At 61.2% G+C, this 20117-nt stretch carries 17 protein-coding genes and 1 tRNA gene; 12 read left to right on the forward strand and 6 right to left on the reverse strand.

Annotation, left to right across the window (positions count from 1 at the left end):
* The 8 genes from V8J36_RS05120 to V8J36_RS05155 all read left to right on the forward strand — a co-directional run.
* A partial coding sequence (locus V8J36_RS05120; RefSeq protein WP_336466198.1) for a hypothetical protein occupies positions 1 to 308 on the forward strand: 308 nt, incomplete at its 5' end.
* Positions 305 to 760: a DUF2924 domain-containing protein gene (locus V8J36_RS05125; RefSeq protein ID WP_336466199.1), complete on the forward strand. Its 456-nt coding sequence runs from the start codon at positions 305 to 307 to the stop codon at positions 758 to 760. The genes V8J36_RS05120 and V8J36_RS05125, both read left to right, overlap by 4 nt.
* Positions 757 to 2067: a recombinase family protein gene (locus V8J36_RS05130; RefSeq protein ID WP_336466200.1), complete on the forward strand. Its 1311-nt coding sequence runs from the start codon at positions 757 to 759 to the stop codon at positions 2065 to 2067. The genes V8J36_RS05125 and V8J36_RS05130 overlap by 4 nt, the downstream gene beginning before the upstream one ends.
* Positions 2064 to 2459, forward strand: coding sequence for a hypothetical protein (locus tag V8J36_RS05135; RefSeq protein ID WP_336466201.1), 396 nt, complete (start codon positions 2064 to 2066; stop codon positions 2457 to 2459). The genes V8J36_RS05130 and V8J36_RS05135 overlap by 4 nt, the downstream gene beginning before the upstream one ends.
* A gap of 141 nt (positions 2460 to 2600) precedes the next feature.
* Positions 2601 to 4235, forward strand: a complete 1635-nt coding sequence (locus tag V8J36_RS05140; protein WP_336466202.1) for a DUF262 domain-containing protein — start codon at positions 2601 to 2603, stop codon at positions 4233 to 4235.
* A gap of 96 nt (positions 4236 to 4331) precedes the next feature.
* A complete protein-coding gene (locus tag V8J36_RS05145) occupies positions 4332 to 6743 on the forward strand; it encodes a DEAD/DEAH box helicase family protein (protein WP_336466203.1) in 2412 nt (803 codons plus the stop codon).
* Positions 6740 to 7882, forward strand: a complete 1143-nt coding sequence (locus V8J36_RS05150; protein ID WP_336466204.1) for a hypothetical protein — start codon at positions 6740 to 6742, stop codon at positions 7880 to 7882. The genes V8J36_RS05145 and V8J36_RS05150 overlap by 4 nt, the downstream gene beginning before the upstream one ends.
* A 2-nt stretch (positions 7883 to 7884) precedes the next feature.
* Positions 7885 to 9834 carry a class I SAM-dependent DNA methyltransferase gene (locus tag V8J36_RS05155; protein WP_336466205.1) on the forward strand — a complete coding sequence of 650 codons (1950 nt, stop codon included), beginning with the start codon at positions 7885 to 7887 and terminating at the stop codon, positions 9832 to 9834.
* Between the two features lie 39 nt (positions 9835 to 9873).
* Here V8J36_RS05155 and tcmP read toward each other — a convergent pair whose 3' ends face one another.
* From tcmP to V8J36_RS05175, 4 genes are all read right to left on the reverse strand, one after another.
* Positions 9874 to 11025 (reverse strand): three-Cys-motif partner protein TcmP, encoded by a 1152-nt coding sequence (gene tcmP / locus V8J36_RS05160; protein ID WP_336466206.1) that lies wholly within the window; start codon positions 11023 to 11025, stop codon positions 9874 to 9876.
* On the reverse strand, positions 11025 to 11792 hold the full coding sequence (locus V8J36_RS05165; protein WP_336466207.1) for a DUF5131 family protein: 768 nt from the start codon (positions 11790 to 11792) through the stop codon (positions 11025 to 11027). Before V8J36_RS05165 ends, tcmP begins: the two co-directional genes overlap by 1 nt.
* A 383-nt stretch (positions 11793 to 12175) precedes the next feature.
* Positions 12176 to 12265, reverse strand: a tRNA-Ser gene (locus tag V8J36_RS05170).
* Positions 12266 to 12883: 618 nt separating this feature from the next.
* Complete coding sequence (locus V8J36_RS05175; RefSeq protein ID WP_336466208.1) at positions 12884 to 13078, reverse strand: hypothetical protein; 195 nt, start codon at positions 13076 to 13078, stop codon at positions 12884 to 12886.
* Between the two features lie 454 nt (positions 13079 to 13532).
* Between V8J36_RS05175 and V8J36_RS05180 the strand changes: the two genes are divergently transcribed.
* Entirely contained in the window at positions 13533 to 14321 is a 789-nt protein-coding gene (locus V8J36_RS05180) for an NF038132 family protein (RefSeq protein ID WP_336466209.1), read from the forward strand.
* A 122-nt stretch (positions 14322 to 14443) separates the two neighbouring features.
* Here the strand turns inward: V8J36_RS05180 and V8J36_RS05185 are convergent, their stop codons facing one another.
* On the reverse strand, positions 14444 to 15109 hold the full coding sequence (locus tag V8J36_RS05185; RefSeq protein ID WP_336466210.1) for a hypothetical protein: 666 nt from the start codon (positions 15107 to 15109) through the stop codon (positions 14444 to 14446).
* A 742-nt stretch (positions 15110 to 15851) separates the two neighbouring features.
* Complete coding sequence (locus tag V8J36_RS05190) at positions 15852 to 16073, reverse strand: hypothetical protein (RefSeq protein ID WP_336466211.1); 222 nt, start codon at positions 16071 to 16073, stop codon at positions 15852 to 15854.
* A 449-nt stretch (positions 16074 to 16522) separates the two neighbouring features.
* On the opposite strand from V8J36_RS05190, the gene V8J36_RS05195 reads away from it, so the two are divergent.
* The 3 genes from V8J36_RS05195 (at position 16523) to V8J36_RS05205 (ending at position 19561) form a co-directional block, all read left to right on the forward strand.
* Positions 16523 to 16645: a hypothetical protein gene (locus tag V8J36_RS05195; protein ID WP_336466212.1), complete on the forward strand. Its 123-nt coding sequence runs from the start codon at positions 16523 to 16525 to the stop codon at positions 16643 to 16645.
* A 2136-nt stretch (positions 16646 to 18781) separates the two neighbouring features.
* Positions 18782 to 18904, forward strand: a complete 123-nt coding sequence (locus V8J36_RS05200) for a hypothetical protein (RefSeq protein ID WP_336466213.1) — start codon at positions 18782 to 18784, stop codon at positions 18902 to 18904.
* Positions 18905 to 19423: 519 nt separating this feature from the next.
* A complete protein-coding gene (locus tag V8J36_RS05205; protein ID WP_336466214.1) occupies positions 19424 to 19561 on the forward strand; it encodes a hypothetical protein in 138 nt (45 codons plus the stop codon).
* The last annotated feature ends 556 nt before the right edge of the window (positions 19562 to 20117 follow it).

Below are 20117 nucleotides of genomic sequence, written 5' to 3' on the forward strand. Positions count from 1 at the left end.
ACAATCTCTTCCGGCTTGTGCTTCTTCTGTCCCATATTCCGTCCTCCATCTGGCTTGAAAGCCTACTTCAGGGAGGACCACTTTTCAGGGGGCAGACCACCCGCATGAAACGCCCCAATCCACTGCCACCCGATCAGATGACGCCCGCCGAACGCCGCGCCGAATTGTGCGGGCTGCTCGCCCTCGGGCTGGTCCGCCTGACGCGGCGCAATCGGAGCGAACCTTCTGACGATACTGGAGAAATTCGCCTACACTATCAGGCCGACCAATGCCGTCATGCAACCCGGAAGCCAACGGAGAAAGCATGACGACGCACGACCACATCCCCGCGCGCCTGGCCGCGCTGAAGACCACACCGACGCCTGACCTGAAAAAGCAGTGGCGCGATCTGTTCGACAGCGAACCGCCGCCGTTTAACCGGCGCTATCTCGAAAGCCGTATCGCCTACCGCATCCAGGAACTCGCTTATGGGGGCTTGAAGCCCGAGACGATCCGGCGGCTGGAACGGCTGGGCGAAGAACTGGACGGCGGCGACAAGAAGAAGCGCGGAATGCGCCTCGACCGCGATCGCCCCATCACCGGAACGAGGCTCCTGCGCGAATGGCAGGGCGTCGAACAGGTCGTCACGGTCACAGCCGATGGCTTCGAATGGCAGGGGCGGCCCTACAAGTCGCTGTCGGCGATCGCCCGCGCCATCACCGGCACGCGCTGGAATGGCTGGGTCTTCTTCGGTCTCAAGAACCATAGGGGGCGGACATGACGAAACCCGTCGTCCGCAAGCTCCGCTGCGCGGTCTACACGCGGAAATCTTCCGAGGAGGGGCTCGAGCAGGAGTTCAACAGCCTCCACGCCCAGCGCGAGGCTTGCGAGGCGTACATCGCCAGCCAGCGGTCCGAGGGCTGGGTGCTGGTTCGCGATCAGTATGACGACGGCGGCATCTCCGGCGGCACGCTGGAACGCCCCGGTCTGAAGCGACTGACGGCCGACATCGAGGACGGACTGGTCGATGTGGTGGTGGTCTACAAGATCGATCGCCTCAGCCGCTCGCTGGCGGACTTCGCCAAGTTGGTCGAGGTGTTCGACCGGAACGGCGTGACCTTCGTCTCGGTGACGCAGTCCTTCAACACGACTACCTCGATGGGCCGGCTGACGCTGAACATCCTGCTCAGCTTCGCCCAGTTCGAGCGCGAGGTGACGGCCGAGCGCATCCGTGACAAGGTCGCCGCCAGCCGCAAGAAGGGCATGTGGATGGGCGGCGTCCCGCCCTACGGCTACCGGGTGGAAAACCGGAAGCTGGTGGTCGACGAAGAAGCCGCTGCGCATGTGCGCTGGATATTCGACCGCTTTCTCGAGATCGGGTCCTGCACGGAACTGGCGCGGGAAGTCGGCATGCGCGGCATCCGGACGCCGCGCGGCAACTGGATCGACAAGAAATATATCTACCGCATGCTCAGCAACCGCGCCTACATCGGCGAGGCGGTCCACAAGGGCGATAGCTACCCCGGCGAGCACGACGCGATCATCGATCCCGAGATTTGGGACCGCGTCCACGCCATCCTGCAGGAGAGCCCGCGCAAGCGTGCCGCGCGCACCCGCGCGGAGACACCAGCGCTGCTGAAGGGGCTGCTGTTCGGGCCGGACGGCGCCGCGTTCTCTCCAACGCATACCCGCAAGGGCGACAGGCTCTACCGCTACTATGTCAGTCAGACCGTGCTGAAGCATGGTGCTGGTTCGTGTCCGGTCGGCCGCGTGCCCGCGGGGGAGATCGAGGGCGCCGTGCTCGATCAGTTGCGCGCCGTGTTCCGCCAGCCCGAGATCGTTGCGGGGACGTGGAAGGCGGCGCGGGCCCACGCCGACGACATCTCCGAGGCCGAGGCCCGCGCGGCCCTGCAGCAGCTCGACGCGCTATGGGGCGAACTCTTCCCCGCCGAGCAGGCGCGCATCGTCACGTTGCTTGTCGAGCGTGTCGACATCGGCACAGACGGCCTGAAGGTGCGGCTCCGGGTCGACGGCCTCGGGAGCCTCTCTCGCGAAATGCGGGCTGCCAGTATCGGAGAGGCAGCATGACCCGCAGCACGCCGATCCCCAACACTGTGACGTTGCACCTCCCGTTTCGTATCGTGAGGCGCGGCGGACGAAAGGAGATGCAACTGCCGGAGGGCGCCGCACAACTGCGGCGGATGGACAACACGCTGGTCAAGGCGCTGGCGCGCGCCTTCCGCTGGAAGCGCATGCTGGAGACCGGCGAGTTCGCCACCATCGCCGATCTGGCCAAGCGTGAAGGGATCGCCGCCCCATACCTGACGAGGACCATGCGCCTCACTCAACTGGCTCCCGACTTGGTTGAAAGTATACTTGACGGCAGTCAGCCGTCCGGTCTCAACCTGGAGGCGCTGCGGAGCACCCTGCCAATGGCGTGGTCCGAACAGCGAACCGCTCTGAGTACCCCTCTCGATTGAAGATGCTATCGGCGTGCAGCGGGCTTCATGCTTGCATCGTCCTAGGGCGGCAGCATAGTCTAGCACCGTAAACGGCGGTAATGTCAGCTCAAAATCGGGGCGCCCGGCAATCCCGTCGCCGTCCGATAATTGAGAGCGACGATGGAAGCGGCCGAGCGCACGATAAGTCAGATTCTGACGGAGCAGATTAGATACGAAATACCCGCGTATCAACGCCCATATTCTTGGGAGAAGGGTAACGTCGAGCAATTACTCGATGATGTTTGGGAGGCGTTTGCGGCCAATGATGAGGAATATTTTATTGGCTCGCTGATCACGATCGAGCGTGAGAAGGGTCGTCTTTATGATGTCGTGGACGGTCAGCAGCGTCTAACAACGCTCAACTTGATCTTTTCACGCCTGCGCGATGGCGTCGATGAACCGGCGAAATCCGAACTCGGTCGGCGCGTCTTGCCACGCAATGCCCTGACCGGTGAGGAGGAGACGCCACGCCTGACCCTGCGCCAGCGAGATCAGAACTTCTTCCGACGTCATGTGCTGGCCGGGGAAAAGGTGCCCGAGGTGGTCCGAAAAGAAGTTGCCAAGGAGCAGGACGCCCCAAAGCAGCGCATCATCGAGAACCTAGAAGCCATCGACAGCTTCATCGCTCAGCATGACCAGAAGACGCTGAAGCTGTTCGCGAACTACCTTCTCAGCAGGGTCTATGTGGTGTTTGTCACCACTGCTTCCTGGCAGTCGGCATATCGGTTGTTCAATGTTCTGAATGCCCGCGGCATGGCGCTGTCAAATGCTGACCTGATCAAGAACATGCTGTTCGCGCGGCTTGGCGGCAACGCAGCCCGTAGCAGTGATCTGGACGAGGCATGGCTCGAACTAGAGGAGCAGATCGGTATCGAGCGGCTTGACCAGTTCATGGCGCATCATCGCAGCTCGATTGTCGCGACAAAAGCTCGGAAGGCACTGCACGAGGAGTTTGAACCCCTTATCGAGACTGCAGCGTCGCCGTTCACTTTCCTCGACGAGGTGAATACCTCCGCTCGCAATTATCTGCGCGTTCTCAGGAATGAGTTCGAGGCGCCTGCAGCTCGTCGCGCGGTCAGATCGCTCAAGCGGGTAGCGTTCGAGGAGTGGATCCCGCCGCTGCTTGCCTTCTTGAACAGGCCGGTAGCTGACATGCCAGAAGGGGAGTTCATCGATCTACTCGAACGGATCACCTACCAGAACTGGATTCGGCGGCTCGCGTTCACTGCTCGTTTAACAGCGTACTTTCAGCTCATTACCGCGATCCGTGCCGGGAAAAACGCGGATGACATCCGCGCGATTTTCCGCGCCAATGCCAACGACGATGAGTTCCGTTCCCTGCTTGACGGCGAGGTTTATGGGCGGCCCTTTGCGCAGGCCGTCCTGCTGCGGCTTGAAGAGGCCGATCAGGACGAGTCGGTCACCAAGGACTTCGGCGGAAAAATCACCATCGAGCATGTTCTGCCTCAGGCGCTCAAGGACGCCTACTGGCGTGAGCGTTTCACCGATGACGAACACCGCCTCTGGCTGCACCGCCTTGGGAATCTTGCGCTGCTTGCTGGCATCAAGAATTACAAGGCGCAGTACTTCCCATTCGATCGCAAGAAGAAGATCTACGCAGAGCGGAACAACCGGGTTTCCTTCGACACCACAAAGCCGATTCTGTCGGCCGACCATTGGACGAAGGACCTGCTGGCTGCACGTCAGGCTGATCTGGTCGATAGAGCGCAACGGATATGGTCAGTCAATGCATAGTGGTTTGTCGCTTCGGGGTATTATCGGCACTGGATGCCGACCCGAGTCATGTTTCCGTTCTCCGATAGTATTTTCCAGCTGGGCGGGAGGGTGACGATGAGCATGAATGAAGCCGACACGCGGTATCACCTCATCGACCCAGTCCTCCGGGCAAAAGGCTATGTAAGCCGGGACCAGGTTACGCTCGAAACCGTTCTGACGCCGCCGCCGGTGGAGCCCACAGGACCAAAAGGGCGCAGGCGGAAGGGCCCCGGTCGCACGGACTATCTGCTCTGCGTGCAGCTCGACGGAATGCCCAAGTCGATGCCGATCGCCGTGCTCGAGGCCAAAAAGGAGAGCGACGACCCGCTCAAGGGCATGCAGCAAGCCAAGGCGTACGCCGACTGCGAACGATATGAGGTCAAGTACGTCTTCTCGACCAATGGCCACCGCTATGGGGAGTACGACTGCTTCACAAGCCTGCAGGCTGGGCCATTTCAGTTTCCCGATTTCCCCACGCACCCCGACCTGACGGCACGGTATGCCAAGGACAGCGGGATCAACCTCCACGCCCCCGACGCAGCCATGCTGTTCCAGGCGGACAGCCCCGCATGGGCTCAAAGCCGCTACTATCAGGATGCGGCGATCCGCGCCGCCTTCGAGAAGATCATTCTGGACCGCCAGGCTGGCACGGCGCCCCGGGTGCTGCTGACGCTCGCCACAGGCGCAGGCAAGACGATTATCGCCACGAACTTGCTCTGGCGACTGTCGCAGGCCGGCCAGCTCCCCAAACCAGCGCTCTTCCTGTGTGACCGGGATGAGCTTCGCGAGCAGGCCTACAACAAGCTCAAGGCGGCCTTCGGTGACAACGCCCGCATCGTGAAGACGGAGCGGGGCGGCAACGCCGCGCAGAATGCACGGATCCATATCGCTACCTACCAGACGCTCGGTCTGGACGACGACGACGGGTTCGCCAGCTTCCTGTCCGAGCACTATGGTGAGGACGCGTTCAGTGTCATCATCATCGACGAGTGCCACCGCTCTGCCTGGGGACGGTGGTCCGAGGTGCTTCGCCGCAACCCGAACGCCATCCACATCGGCCTGACCGCTACGCCGCGGAAACTCGAGGAATCGAAGCAGGCCAGCGCCGAGGATCAGGAGATCACCGCAAACAACAGAAAGTACTTCGGCGAACCTGTCTACGAATACACCCTGATCGAGGCGCAGGAGGACGGCTATCTGGCGGCCTGTGAGATCGTCAAGCGCAAGGCCAGCATCGACAATATGGTCTTCACCCGAGAGGAAACCCTCAAGGCGGGTGTCCGAGACATCAAGACGGGCTTGCCGCTGACCGAGGACGACCTGCCCAAGGCGCAATACACCGGCAAGGACTTCGACGACGAGCTGTTCGTCGAATTGCGCACGCCGAAGATGTGTGAGGACCTGTTCCAACTCCTTTGCGCGAATGGCGGGCCTGAGCAGAAGGTGATCATCTTCTGTACGCGCGAAATCCATGCCGACCGGGTCGCGCAGTACATGAACAATCTCTACGTCCGCTGGTGCCGTGAGAACGATCAGGCGCCGAAGGACCACTACGCCTTCAAATGCATGGGAGGAGCGAACAACGGCGCCGACATGATCGAGCCGATGCGCGGGTCCGGCGAACGCGCCTTCATCGCCTGCACGGTCGATCTGCTGGAGGCCGGCGTGGACATCGAACGCCTGAACGCCGTCGTCTTCTTCCGATACCTCCAGTCGCCGATCAAATTCTACCAGATGGTCGGCCGGGGCACGCGCATCCACGAAGAGACGGCCAAGTACAAGTTCTGGCTCTACGACTACACTGGCGTCACCGATCTCTTCGGCACCGAGTTCATCACCAAGCCCCCACGTCCGCGAGGCGATGGAGGCACGGGCAGCGGTGGCGAGGGCGGCGATGACGAGGGAGGGGGCGACGGCCCGCCTGTCGCCGAGATTGGGGGAAAGCAGGTCCTCATCAATCCGCAGGGCCGGTTCATTCTGGTCACCCGTGACGGGCGCGACACCCCGATCCCGGTCGACGAGTACCGCAAGGAGGTGATGGCCCGCGTCCTGGCGGAAGCGCACACACTCGACGAGTTCCGTGCGCTGTGGATAGAGACGACCAAGCGGCGCGACCTGATCGACCACCTTCTCGGCGACAACTTCAGCCCGGAAGTGATCCGTGAAATCGACAGGATGGGCGATTTCGACCTCTACGATTTCTTCGGTCACCACGGCTACCACGCGCGTGCGCTCAAACGCGCCGAGCGGAGCGGGCAGTATATCGACTTGAACACGGTCTGGTTTGACGGCATGGACCCCAAGGCCGCGACCGTGCTGAAAAGCTTCGGGCACCAGTTCGCGCAGGGCGGCACGGATGCGCTCGAGACACCGGCACTTTGGGATGTACCGGAAATCCGGATGGCAGGAGGGCTCGCCGCGCTTCGCGGGCTCGGAAAGCCGTCCGACGTGGTACGGGAGGCGAAGGGAAGGCTATTTGAGGGATGAACGTTTTGCCGAACTTCGGTGACTTTGTATTATCGTACCGCAACGGCTACGGGGTTCGACCTAAAGGCGTCGAGAACGGTCCAATCGTATTAAGAATTGCTGACGTATCCTCCGGTGAAATCGACCTGAGTGATCCTAGAAGGGGAAATGTCTCCCAGAAGATTTTGGAGACTTACCGGCTCTCTTCGGGGGAGTTGCTACTCATTCGCGTTAATGGCGCACGGGAGATCGTTGGGCGCTGCTGCGTTGTTCGAGAAAATGTGCCTTCAGACACGATCTTCAATGACCACCTGATCCGAGTTCGTTTGAAGGAAGGGTTGGATCCTGAGTTTGCTCGCTATTTTCTGTCCGCACCACAGGCACGAAATGTCATTGAGGAAGCAGCCTCAACCTCAGCTGGACAACTCACCATCAATCAACAGGTCATATCGGGGCTGGAAGTACCCGACATAGATATTGGTGAACAAAAGAAGCGCGCTGAGAAAATCTCCCGGCAATTCGGTGAATACGATGTCGCGAAGGAAGCAACCATTTGCCAGCTTCATGATGTCGCCGCACTAACCGACGCGATCATTTTTGACAGCGTCAAGAATCCGGAGTCTCACCCGCGGTTGGGTGCCGTTCTCGACGAAGTCAAACAAGGCATCGGAGAAGACTGGGCGTCTCATCCCGTTCTTGGAGCGACACGCGACGGCCTGGCACCGGCCAAGGAGCCGCCCGGCAAGCAGGCCCACAAGTACAAGCCCGCCGTGCCCGGCACGGTGTTCTACAACCCCATGCGCATCCTGATCGGCTCCATTGCGATGGTGGATGAGGATGATACGCCCGGCATCACCAGCCCGGACTATGTCGTGCTGCGTGGAAAGCCGGGCGTGGTGGATAGCCGCTGGTTCTACTATTGGCTGCGCTCGCCGCTGGGGGCGAACTGTATCCAGTCCCTGGCGCGCGGCGCGGTGCGTGAACGCATGCTGTTCAACCGCCTCGCAGAAGGTGAGATCGCGCTTCCAAGCTTTGCCGACCAGCAACGCGCATCCGCAGCGCTCAAGGAACTGAAACCACTGAAGCGGGCCTTGGAAGCCCGCCTCGCAGAAATCAACTTGCTGCCGCAGAAGATCCTGTCGGCGGCTTTCGAGATGTGACCATGGCCCGCCCCAAGAGAGAAAAGAAACCGAAAGCCATCTCCTCCACACAGTCGCTGGGCGCGTTCGTCAAGGGCATCTGTGACATCATGCGCCGGTCGAACTGCGCCAGCGCCCTGCAGTATGTGCCCGAGCTGACATGGATCCTCTTCTTGCGCCTTCTGGATGCGCAGGAAACCCGGGACAGAGAGGAAGCAGAGGCGTTGGGGCGAACGGACTTCGTTCCCGCCTTGCGCTCGCCCTACAGGTGGCAGGACTGGGCCGCGCCATATTCGGACAAGCCGGGCCATCCGAAAACACCGGAAGGCAAGCCTGTTGGCTGGAAACGTCAGGAGCTGTTCGCAGCGGGCGACGGCAAGCTTTTCGACTTCATCAACAAGGAACTGCTTCCTTCCCTGCATGGGCTGGACCTCGATGCGGCGACGGGATTGCCGCGCGCGGGCGCCACACCCAAACAGCGCATCATCGGCAGAATCATGACAGCGGTGGAGCGTGTACGCGTAGATTCCGAAGCGAACCTGCGGGATATCTTTGATCGAGTCGACGAAATCAGCGTCGACAACATCGACGACACCCACTTCTTCACGCTGAGTCAGGTCTACGAGGATCTGCTGCTGAAGATGGGTGAGAAGAACTCCGACGGCGGTCAGTTCTTCACGCCGCGCGAAGTGATCCGGGCCATGGTTCACACGGTTGACCCGAAGCTGGGCCAGACGATCTACGACCCGTGCTGCGGGACCGGCGGTTTCCTCGCGGTTGCCTACGAGCACATCGCGCGGAAGCTTGGCGCGGCTCCCCTCAGCACGGATCTCGACGCGCTCAAGCATGACACTTTCTTCGGTCGCGAAAAGGAAAACCTCGTCATCCCGATCACGCTGGCCAACCTGGTTCTGCACGGGATCGACCAGCCCAATCTCTGGCATGGCAACTCCCTCACGCGCCGGGCAACCTATGGCGCGCTGTTCGACAAGGCGCCGAAGCAGTTCGATGTCATCCTGACCAACCCGCCGTTCGGCGGAAAGGAAGGCAAGGATGCACAAAAGAACTTCGCCTTCGAAACCAGCTCGACGCAGGTGCTGTTCGTCCAGGACATCCTTGCCGAGCTTGCTCCAAAGGGGACCTGCGCCATCGTTCTCGACGAAGGCATGCTTTTCCGGACCAACGAAAGCTCCTTCGTTGAGACGAAGCGCAAGCTGGTCGACGAATGCGATCTTTGGGCAATCGTGAGCCTGCCGGGAGGGGTCTTCTCGACCGCTGGCGCAGGCGTGAAGACCAACTTGCTGTTTTTCACCAAAGGCAAGAAAACCGAGCGGATCTGGTACTACGACCTGAGCCATGTGAAGGTCGGCAAGAAGACCCCGCTCACGCTGGCGCATTTCGGATTCGACAAGGATGGGAAGCCGCTTGCCGACAGCGCGCTGCCCGCCAACCTGACCGCCGATTGGCTTGAACAGGAAGAGAACGCCGGGAAGCCGTTCCCGTCCTACGCCCGGCTGCTGTCGCTCCGTGGCAAGGCCGAGGCCGACAGCCGTTACTCCTGGACCATCGACTTTTCTGCGCGCCGCGCGAAAGCCCGCGAGGAAATGCAGCCCATCCTGGCGCAGGCAGCCGAAACCAAGGCCGAGGTGATCGACCTCAAGGAGGAGCTCAAGCGCCTGAAGAAGCTGAAGACTTCAGATGCCGAGGTGGCTGCGCTCATCGGAGAAATCAGCGAAAAGGAAAAGGCGGCGCGAGAACTGGAGGCCCAGGCAGCTGCCATTGACGCTGCTGTCTTCGACCTAAAGGCGGTCAATCCAAGCACCGTTGCAAAATTTGACGACCGGTCGCCAGCTGAGATCATCCAGAGCATCCACGATCAGGGCCGCATCGTGGCTGAAGCGCTCGCTCGGCTCGCGGCCTTGGTAGAAAACGACGACGCCAGCTTGCCAATGGTGGATGTTGCGCGTCGATGATGTGCACGCCACTGCTCGTGGTCTTCGCGGCGGGCGCGCCTAGTTTGCCTGCACCTCGCCGGCCCAGAGCTTTGTATCGGGGCTCGGGGTTCGCTTGCCATTCGCAAGGTCGAACCGCAGCAACCCGGCCTTTCGGTTTGCCGCCGCGATCTTGTTCAGATGCGTCGTCCGGACAGGAACCTGCTCCATAACCTCGCCGGCAAGCGTGCTGAACGCAATCCCCGGTCTGTCGGCAACAATACGAAGCACCAGTTCGGTGGCCCAGCCCATGTGGGACGAACAGCCGACCCCGTCACGATCAGTCTCGAAGGCGATGATCTGGTCATCCGGAAAGAGCTGCGACTGGCCGCTCTCCTCGGTCTGGATAGCGTGGCGAGTACGAACCGCCTCCTTTTCCACCTTTTCCTGAACGCTCCTGAACACCTCCACTCCGAAACTACTGTGCGTGCCGAGGATCAAGCGCATCTTAATCCGGTCCTCACGAGGCTTCCGGATGGCCATGTCCGTCAGATACGTCGCGACCCGTGCCTCCTTCATCCTGGCTTTCAAGAGATGCAGGATTTTCGTTTCGTTGGCCCCCTCGGGCAGCGCCTCGAACGCAGCCTTCCAAGCGGGGTCCGCTAGGAAGCGACCGACCGATTGCGCCACACCATCCCAACCTGCGTGTCGGTTCACTTCTTCGGCCATGAAATTGAACAGGAACTCTCCGTTGAGACTCCGAAGAAAATCGAAGATCTTGCTAGACTCAACATTCCAGCCGGTTGGGTCGATGAAAGTGAAAGTGAAGCCATCGCGGCAGGCGGAGCGGATGCCATCGAGATTGTCCTCGAAAGCACCAGAGAACACCTGGATATCGAATTCGGGCTTCTGGCCTGCAAACTGTTGGAGCTTGGCGACCGAAGCCGGGTTTCGCTCGCAGAACCGGAATCGAACCTTCAGCCCCGGGCGCCCCATATCCAGAAGCGACCGGCGGACGGCGTCCAGCGTTTCTATCGCCTGAGAAAACGAAGCGTCTGAGTATTTGTCCGTGTCCGAGACCCGCCAGGGACCCGCAAATGCATCCACGAAATTGAAAACCGGCGATCTGCCCTGGAACAGCTTGTACGCCGCCGACTCAAGGTACTTGTTGAGAAACAGGTGCTTGATGAACGACTGTTCGCGCCCCTGATAGTTTTCGATCCGAGGTGGCATCAAGCATCCTCGGGCTGTAAGCCACGGATGATGGGTTCAGGAACAATCTTCCACGGAAAGCCATTCCACTCTTCACCATCGAGCAGACGCCCGCCCGACTTCGGTCGCGCACCGCCCCATTGCTTGAAGAAGAACGCCACATCGTCACGGTCGCAGATGTCACGAAGCTGGCGGGCCCAGCTTTCGTCCATGGGCCGAGCCCGGGGCCCGCTCTCCCCCCCGACAATGGCCCAAGCGACGCCCTGCAGGTCAACATCCCCGATCGGTCCGAGCAGCGGCTCGAACGAGATGAAGCGCGCGTCGGAGTTGATCTGCTTCAGGTGCTCGATCCGGTTCGCGTGCGCGGCGTCCTCGACGGAAACGCCGAGCCAGATGTGCCGAGGCACCGGCCCCCCATCATACCGCTTCCGAACGTAGTTGCGCATGAGCGAGCTGCGCTTGGTCAGCACCTGGTAGACGTGCCAGTCCGCCTGCTCCATGGCATCGAACACCGCGTCGATGAATGTTCGGTCGATGTCCTTGTGGAAGAGGTCGCTCATCGAGTTGACGAAGATCATGCGCGGCTTCCGCCAGAGAGCTGGCTGCTTCAGCCTAGAAGGCCAGAGCGTCAGGTCGAAGCCTTGCTCATACGGGTGTCCCGCGACGCCACGCCAGCGCTCAGCAAAGCGCTCAGCGTAGCAGTTGTCACATCCTGGACCGACCTTGGTACACCCGGTCACCGGGTTCCAAGTCGCGTCCGTCCATTCGATTTCAGACTTCTGGGCCACCTGCTCGCCTCATCTTTTTTCGGATAGACTAGCATGTGCTGGACTCAGCACAAAGTACGAACGTCCATCGGGACGAGAGTGGTCGCCAACCGCAGCTGACCTGCGGCACAGCATACAGCGTTCGATCCATGTTCCCGCCACCGTCCAGATGATCTTTCCAACTCGCGTGCGTTACGGATTTCAAAAATTCATTTGAAATCAGATGCTTGAGTCTGATAACCGAAACCGGGGCGGTTAACAGGTCCGGAGAATATCGGCCCGGAGAGAACGCCCGTGCGCCTTTCCGGGCGTATGCCGGTTAACAGCCCAACCCGCATAACCCCCGAAAACAACGGAAAAATCCGGCCGCAGCCGGATCGGGAGAACGCTTTCGCTAAGGTAAGTGGCGGAGACGAAGGGATTCGAACCCTCGAGACGGTTTCCCGCCTGCACCCTTAGCAGGGGTGTGCCTTCGACCACTCGGCCACGTCTCCGCTGGCCGGTATATGGTCCAAGCGCACGGGAAACAAGGCATTTTCTTTCGAACGGCCTACGCCCGCGCAAACGGCTGTTTTCGCGGGATTTCGCGGAACTTCCAGCGAACTGCACCTGATTCTGGTGCAAAATCCGTGCAGGCTGTTCACGGGGCGTTCGCATGACCGCGGAGCATCTGTGCCTCGGCATCAGCGTCGCTACCGTTCTCGTTCTGATGATGGCGCTGGTCGTCATTATCCGCCCCGACCCACCTGACGATGATCGATTCTGGCCGTGACGCCTGCCGGTATCCTGCACCCGTCCCGGCCGCCGCTCGCGATAGCTGGCCGGCCGCGCCGCGCGCGTCGCGCGCAACAGCCGCGGGATCACCTCGAGCGCCGGGCGCGTGCCCGACTTTTCGGGTGCAGCGAGGGCGCGAAGCGCGGATGAACCGTCACCCGCTTTCATGTGAACGAAGCCGCCGTGACGCAACCTGCCGTAATCTGGCGAAACGAGCGTTTTGTAGACGGGCCCCGATGTGCGTTTTCGCCATCTGTTCCGGCTATCGCCAGTTCAATGAACTGGGGAGCGCTTCGCTAGGGCAGAGCAGCGGGCGCTTGCAGAGCCAAGGCTGCACGTCATCCCAGCATCTTCTTCAGCGCTTCCAGGCCCCGAATTGTCTCGTCATAGGAGTCGAGCGCCTTCGGGTGCTCGTCGCGCTGGCGCACGTAGAAGCGAAGCCAAGCGTCGATCTGCTGTATCGGATAGGTGTTCGACCAGATCTTGCCGGTCAGGGTGAAGGTGCCGGCCGCGGCATCGTGAGTGACTTGCATGGCGAGAGAGCTAGCCTCTCGGACACGGGCAGGCAACATGCCGAAGTCCGAGGCGCGAGCCATTCAGCGAAGCCACTAGATCCACAAGCTGTGGGATAGCCTGGTAATTCAGTGACTGTGTGAGCGTCGCCAGGCGTCAGGGAGCATGAAGGGCCATCCATGCTCGTTGACCTGTTCACAGGGTTCGAACTGCGCCATCGAAGCCTCACCTTATCCCAAAAGTAGGCTCTGACCGCCGCCCGCATTCGGGCTGCTTCGCTTCTGCCCTCTTTTTGCGCGCCGGAGGCAGTCCGCGCAAGGTCTTGGCGATATGGGAAAACCTCTGCCGTCACCTTATCCCACGACTAGTCGAGTGCTCAGAAAGTGGGGCTCTTCCCCGCATCCAACACGAGCGAGTCGTGCGAATCGAAAATTTCGGTAAAGTTATCGTTATTTTCCACAAGGAGTTCCCGCGATGGCTTTATCGAAATTTCTGTGCAGCGCAGCCGCGATGACTCTTGCGCTGAGCACAGGTGCATCAGCTGCGACCCTGGCAGGCGTAGGGACCTATGAAGGGGTCGCTGGCATCGGCTCGCCCAATGGGGTCGTCACCGCTCCGCCGATCGGTGACAAGTACCTGTACGTCACCACGGCTGGGTCGAGCTTCACCGGAGCCGGCCTCGGCATCGGATCCGAAACGAACGGGTCCTATCTCACCACGAGCGCGTTCTCCGCAAACGAAGGTTCGCTGCTTTCGTACTATTTCAATTACGTCACGTCAGACGGCGCGAGCTTCATTGAATATGCTTATGCGCTGCTGACGAACCTCGACACTGGCATCGAGCAGCTCATCTTCACTGCAAGGACCACACCCTCGGGCGACACGGTGCCAGGCGCCGGGCTTCCGCCGATCGCCGATGGTGTGACCCTGACCCCCAGCTCCACCGAGATTATCCCCGGTGGGCCGGTGTGGGCAGAGCTCGCAGGCTATAGCGGGGCCTGTTATTCGGCCGGCTGCGGCTACACTGGGTGGATCAACTCGGAATTCACGATTGCCGACGCGGGTATGTACTCTCTGACATTCGGTGTCGTGAACTGGGCCGACACGTGGTACGACTCCGGCATGGCGATCGCCGGTATCACCGTCGATGGTGAGGTGATTGTCGATCCGGGCCCTGCACCCGTCCCCCTTCCCGCCGCAGGCTATCTTCTCGCAGCCGCTGTCGGATCGGTCGCCATGATCCGCCGGCGCACGAGGGCGTAAGCTTTCCCTGTGCTCTTTGGATGGGGCCCGCTGTAGGCGGGCCCTTCTTGTTGACATCGCGATCGTACTCTCGGTGAGCGGACGGTCCAACCTTAATCGCCGCAGGCATATAACGGCTTGGTCTATAACGCCGAGCTGCGAGCGACCGTCCGGCGGCGCCGCGTCCAGAGGACCGCCAATCCGGTAGCAAGCGACACCGCCGGCAGGCTCACCGGCACTGGCGCAATTTCGATATTGTCCACCCAGAAATGGCCGCATGGCACGTCGTAGCACTCGGCTCCTTCCGGCAGACCCACCGGGAATAGCGCAGAGATGGTGAAGCCGTCGATCCCAACGAATGCACTGCCCATCGCCACACGCTTCCAAGTAATCGTTCCGCTGGAGCTGTCAGTAGACAGCATGAGCTCGGCAACCTTTGCGCCGCCGAGGAAGCCTTCGATGAGCACATTCTCATACGACAAGGGCATGGCCTGAACGTCCCAGTCCTCAGGGTCAGTAAAGTAGAGCGCTTGGCGCAAGTATGTGAGGTCCATTGCCACGAGGTCGAAGAGCCTGCCGAGGTGAGATACTGACACTTGAGATGCATATCCCGTGCCAGAGTCATCTAAATGGAGCGCGTCGGGGATGGAAAAGGACTCGGCTCCGCCTTGAACTACAAAGCCAGCTTCTTCCCACTCTCCCGCCATGTAGCTCGACCCGCCCAAGTCCGGGAGGCCGGTAAACTCTAGCGTTAGGGCGAGTGCTGAAGTTGGCACGCACGCAAGCGCCAGAGCGAAGATACGAAGCATCGCGGTACTCTCCTCAATGTGTCTTTGAAAATATAGGTTCAACTATGTGCCCAGAATCTCCACACGACAAAGATTCGATGACACCACTGGCGGCGATAAGCAGATCTGCGTCAGCGGCTGGAGAGGCCTACTTGAGATGCCCTAAGGTCCGCCCGGGCGCCGCTCAAAACCGCCGACCGGTCACCTTTGATCGCTAGCCCGGCTCAATGAGGCAAGTCGACGCTGGCGCTCTCAGAGCCGCGATGCAAACCTGGGCCAAGGATAGGTGCTGCGGCGAGGGGCCATGAGACACGGAGTTTTCACTGCCTGCGGGAGGATCATAGGGGGCATCACGTCCCTGATTGGCGTTGTAGCGATCGGAGCCTCGTTCGTGATCGCCCCCGACATAGACGCTGCGGGGGTATCCCGCGCTGACTTCGCTCAATCATCGATGTTCATGCGCCAAGGCGCAGCGCTGATCTTTTGCGGCCTCGTCCTTCATCCTCGCTGAGATCAGCGTCAAGGTCACTGGCAGGCCATGAAGGCAGAGCGACCTGAACTCGCAGCCCTCGTAAGGCGCGCGACGCTCAGCGCTTCCCGGCTCTCGTCTACGTCGGGCCATGCCAGCCACAGGAGGCTACGACCAAACTGCGCCGCAGCGGATTGCAAATCCATGCGCAAGCCACTGAAAACGCCAGATTGTCCGCTGCGAAGATCACCAGACATAGCGTGAACCTTCCGCGAATGTTGCGGGAGCTTCCGCTCACTCACCCTGACGCCGCTCGTCATATCCGCCACCGTCCCAGCCGCCGCTGACAACCGCCGGCCGGCCACGGCGGCCACACCTTAAGCAGACCAGCCGCGGGATGACCTCAAGCGCGAGGTGCGTGCCCGAGCTGTTTCGCACGCCCTCCGGCAGATCCAAGACCCGCCCGGTGACCCGGTGCCCGCAGACGCATTCGAGGTAGTAGTAGTGGTGTCCCATGCCGAGGACCTGGGATCGCCGCGGCATGAGGGCAAGGGACCGGGGCGGCCCATCAGGGGTACTGGCGACCGCCCCGTGGCGCGGAGGGTGCCGGCAAGCACCAGCGCCACGCATTGGTTAGCACAATTCTGGACGAGCTCAATCGGTAGCCAAGGTTGGCGGGGGGCCCCTCGGTTGCGGACGAGGGACCACCCTAACGCCGCTGAGGTTTGCTGGTCAGCGCGCGCTCTCTAAGATGTGGGGATTACCGGCCGCACCTGCAAGCGCGCGTCCGGACTGGCTCGGCCTCCCGTCCCTTGGTCAAAGCAACCGACATCGCGAACGGTAGGTTCGAATACTTTGGAAAAGCACCCGCTTTGGGGACATTGGAACCGGCGACCTCTATCGAAAGTTGCGCTACGCATTGTTCGAGTGCAAACATTCACGCGTAATGATCAGGAGGTGTGCCAGTGAAGCCAAAAACCCCGCAGAGCATCGAGGGCGAGCCGCTGATCTACACCATCGCTTTAGTATTCATGCTCGCGCTGCTTGGGGGCCTTCTGGTCGCTGGCGCAGCGATGGCACTGGTATGATGATGTACTGATACAACAGCGCATTTCGAGCGCCCCGCGTGGAGCATGACCGATTGGATGCTTCGAAAGGCGCGCGGCCTGCCTGAATTAGTCGATCCCTGCCACCTTCGCGCCATTCCGACACCACACTCACCGGCAAGTTTGGCCGCATGACTGGTATGATGATCCTACCGCCATGACGGTTCGAATTATCGCGGATGTGCCGAGCAGGTCTCTCTCAAAGGACGCACGGCCGCTGGTGCTGGCCGCTATACTGGTCTGCTTGGCTGGGACCGCGACCTACGCGGGCTTCGATTGCCTGCTCAGCAGGCACGGGCTTGTCAGCGAAAACACCCCCGGATGGCTGCGACATTCACATTGCGGATCTGCGACCGGGTCGCGCTCGAGGGCGATCTAAAATCAACTACCTCCGCGCAGCCCTCCTATGCCCAGGACTTGGCAACACCGCAGTGTGTTCACGCCGGGAACATGACGCAATCACCTGTGTTTGGCATGCACATCGATGGGAGGAAAACCATGGAAGACCCAAAGCCGGCGCCTGATGAAGAGGGTCCTGACCTAGTGCACCCGAGTTCCAAGGACCCGGATGAAGCAGAGAAGCTGAAGAAGCAGGACAAAGCCCGGCGCGAGCGCGAGCGGCACCAAGCCCGCTAGCTGGCACCCATAGTGATCGAAATCTGGGGGATGCGGAACGACCTTCCCTGGGGAGTTCCAGCCGTTCCGCAGCGCGAGCGGTGTCGGCAGCCTTCGCGCAGGCTGATTTATAGCAGATCAGTCGAACCCGGCAAGGCGAGTCGCCTGCAGGCCCGATAGCGGCTGGCGCAGAGCCTACACATGGAAACGGGGCACTCAGCCCCCACGGCTGGCGCCCCGTACCACCGTCGGCAGTCCAGAACCGGCGGCAACCCACAGATAGAATATTTGAGGGAGTGTGCAACGCTAGTCCGCCGCTGCACGCCCCCGCTCGATCGCATCCGCAGGCTCTGCATCGATCGGCCCGAACACAAGAGCCCCCTCTGTCAGCCCGAGACCCTGCCCCCGCGCGACCAGTGCCAGCAGGGTCCGCCCCGAAGCCTCTTCCTTTGCGGCGGCCAACGCCTTCTCGCGGTAGACGCCCGGTTGCAGCCGGATCACCTGCACGACGCTGGACGGGCCCGCCGTCTCCCACCGCAGCGTGGGACAGATACTCGCCGCCGCTTGCGCGACCCTTCATTCACAATCCGTCGGCCGCGGAGACTACATCGCGCACAGGCCTAACGCCATGTAGCGGGCACGCTGAACCTCCGCTCGCTTCGGTGTAAAGAACGCGCTCCCTCGCCAATCTATTGATGTTTGGCCAAGGGAGCGCCTCGTAAACAGCGCTTGTTCTCGGTTTGGCCAAGGTATCCGGGTCTGCGCAGGTTCAATGGACCAGAGAGCACTTCGTAGATGACGCCAGGTCAACCCCAAGATCCCCGGCCGGCGGCTCACTCCCCCTGACGCCGCCCGTCAGACCCGCCCTCATCCCAGCCGCCACTGACGACCGCCGGCCGGCCACGCCGCCCACATCTCGCACAGACCAGCCGCGGGATGGCCTCGAGCGCTAGATGCGTGCCCGAGCTGTTCCGCAAGCCGTCGGGCAAGTCTAAGACCCGGCCAATGATCCGGTGCCCGCATACGCATTCGAGGTGGTAGTAGTGGTGGCCCATGTCGGAGATCTGGGATCGCCGCAGCAGGAGGGCAAGGGACCGGGGCGGCCCATCAGGGATACTGGCGACCGCCCCGTGGCGCGGACGGTGCCGGCAAGCACCAGCGCCGCACATTGGTTAGCACAATTCTGAACGAGCTCAATCGGTAGCCAAGCTTGGCGGGAGGCCCCTCGGTTGCGGACGAGGGACCACCCTAACGCCGCTGAGGCTTGCTGGTCAGCGCGCGCTCTCTATGAAGGGGGATCATCCGCCGGGCGTGCACGCTCGCGTCCGAACTGGCACGGCCTCCCGTCCCGCGTTCTGAGCAACCGCCATCGCCAACTGTAGGCTCGATTACTCCGGAAAAGCACCCGCCTTGGGGACATTGGAACCGGTGACCTCTATCAAAAGTTGCAGTGCGGATTGTTCGAGTGCAAACATTCACGCGTATTGATCAGGAGGTATGCCAGTGAAGCCGAAAACCCCGCAATGCATCGAGGGCGAGCCGCTGATCTACACCATCGCTTTAGTATTCATGCTCGCGCTGCTTGGGGGCCTTCTAGTCGCTGGCGCAGCGCTGGCACTGGTGTGATGATGTACTGATCAACATCTGCGTATTTCGAGCGCATCACGCGGAGCATAACCGATCGGATGCTTCGAGAGGTGCGCGGCCTGCCTGGGTTAGTCGCTTCCTGCCACCTTCGCGCCATTCCGACGCCACACTCGCCGGCAATTTTGGCTGCATGACTCGTATGATGATCCTACCGCTATGACGCTTCGAACAATCGCGGATGTGGCGAGGAGGTCTCTTGCAAGGGAAGCACGGCCGCTAGTGCTGGCAGCTATACTGGTCTTCTTGGCCGCTACCGCGACCTACGCGGGCTTCGATTGTCTGCTCAGCCGGCACGGGCTTTTCAGCGAAAACACGCCCGAATGGCTGCGACACTTTCACTGCCCATCTGCGACCGGCTCGCGCTCGAGGGCGATCTAAAACCAACTCCCCCCTCGCAGCCCTCCCACGCCCATGCCTAGAAAACACCCGCAGTGTGTTCACGCCGGGAACATGCCGCCATCGCCCGTGTTTGACGCGCACATCGATGGGAGGACAACCATGGAAGATCCGAAGCCCGCACCCGACGAAGAGGGTCCTGTCCTGGTGCATCCGAGTTCCAAGGACCCGGATGAAGGAGAGAAGCTGAAAAAGCAGGACAAAGCCCGGCGCGAGCGCGAGCGGCACCAAGCACGCTAGCTGGCACCGATAGCGATCGAAATCCGGGGGATGCGGAACGAGCTTCCCTGGGGAGTTCCAGCCGTTCCGCAGCGCGAGCGGTGTCGGCAACCTTCGCGCAGACTGATTTCTAGCATATCAGTCGAACCCGGCAAGCCGAGTCGCCAGCGGCCCCGGTAGCGGCTGAAGCAGAGCATACAAACGGAAACGGGGCACTCAGCCCCCACGGCTGGCGCCCCGTACCACCGTCGGCAGTCCAGCACCGGCGGTCAACTAGAGGAGGCAATTCCCTAGCGGTGTTCCAACCCTATTCTAGAACGGTGACCTCGCGTCTAGCACCTCAGCCCGTGTCACGTCCGGCCGCACGAGCGACTCGAATACACTGGTCTCGGTCGAGCGCAGCTTGCCCACAGCTAAGTAATCCTCATGCCCCAGCCCCCCGATGCATCTTAGTAGCCGATTCGGCGCTCGGGACTGCCGGCATCATGCCGAATATATGATGGTGGAGCCCGTAACCCGGACGCCCAAAATAGCAGTGCGTTCAATGATACCACTCCGGAGGCATCCAGCACGCCGC

Source organism: Frigidibacter sp. MR17.14 (assembly GCF_037095735.1).
In the GTDB taxonomy this organism is placed as follows: domain Bacteria; phylum Pseudomonadota; class Alphaproteobacteria; order Rhodobacterales; family Rhodobacteraceae; genus Frigidibacter.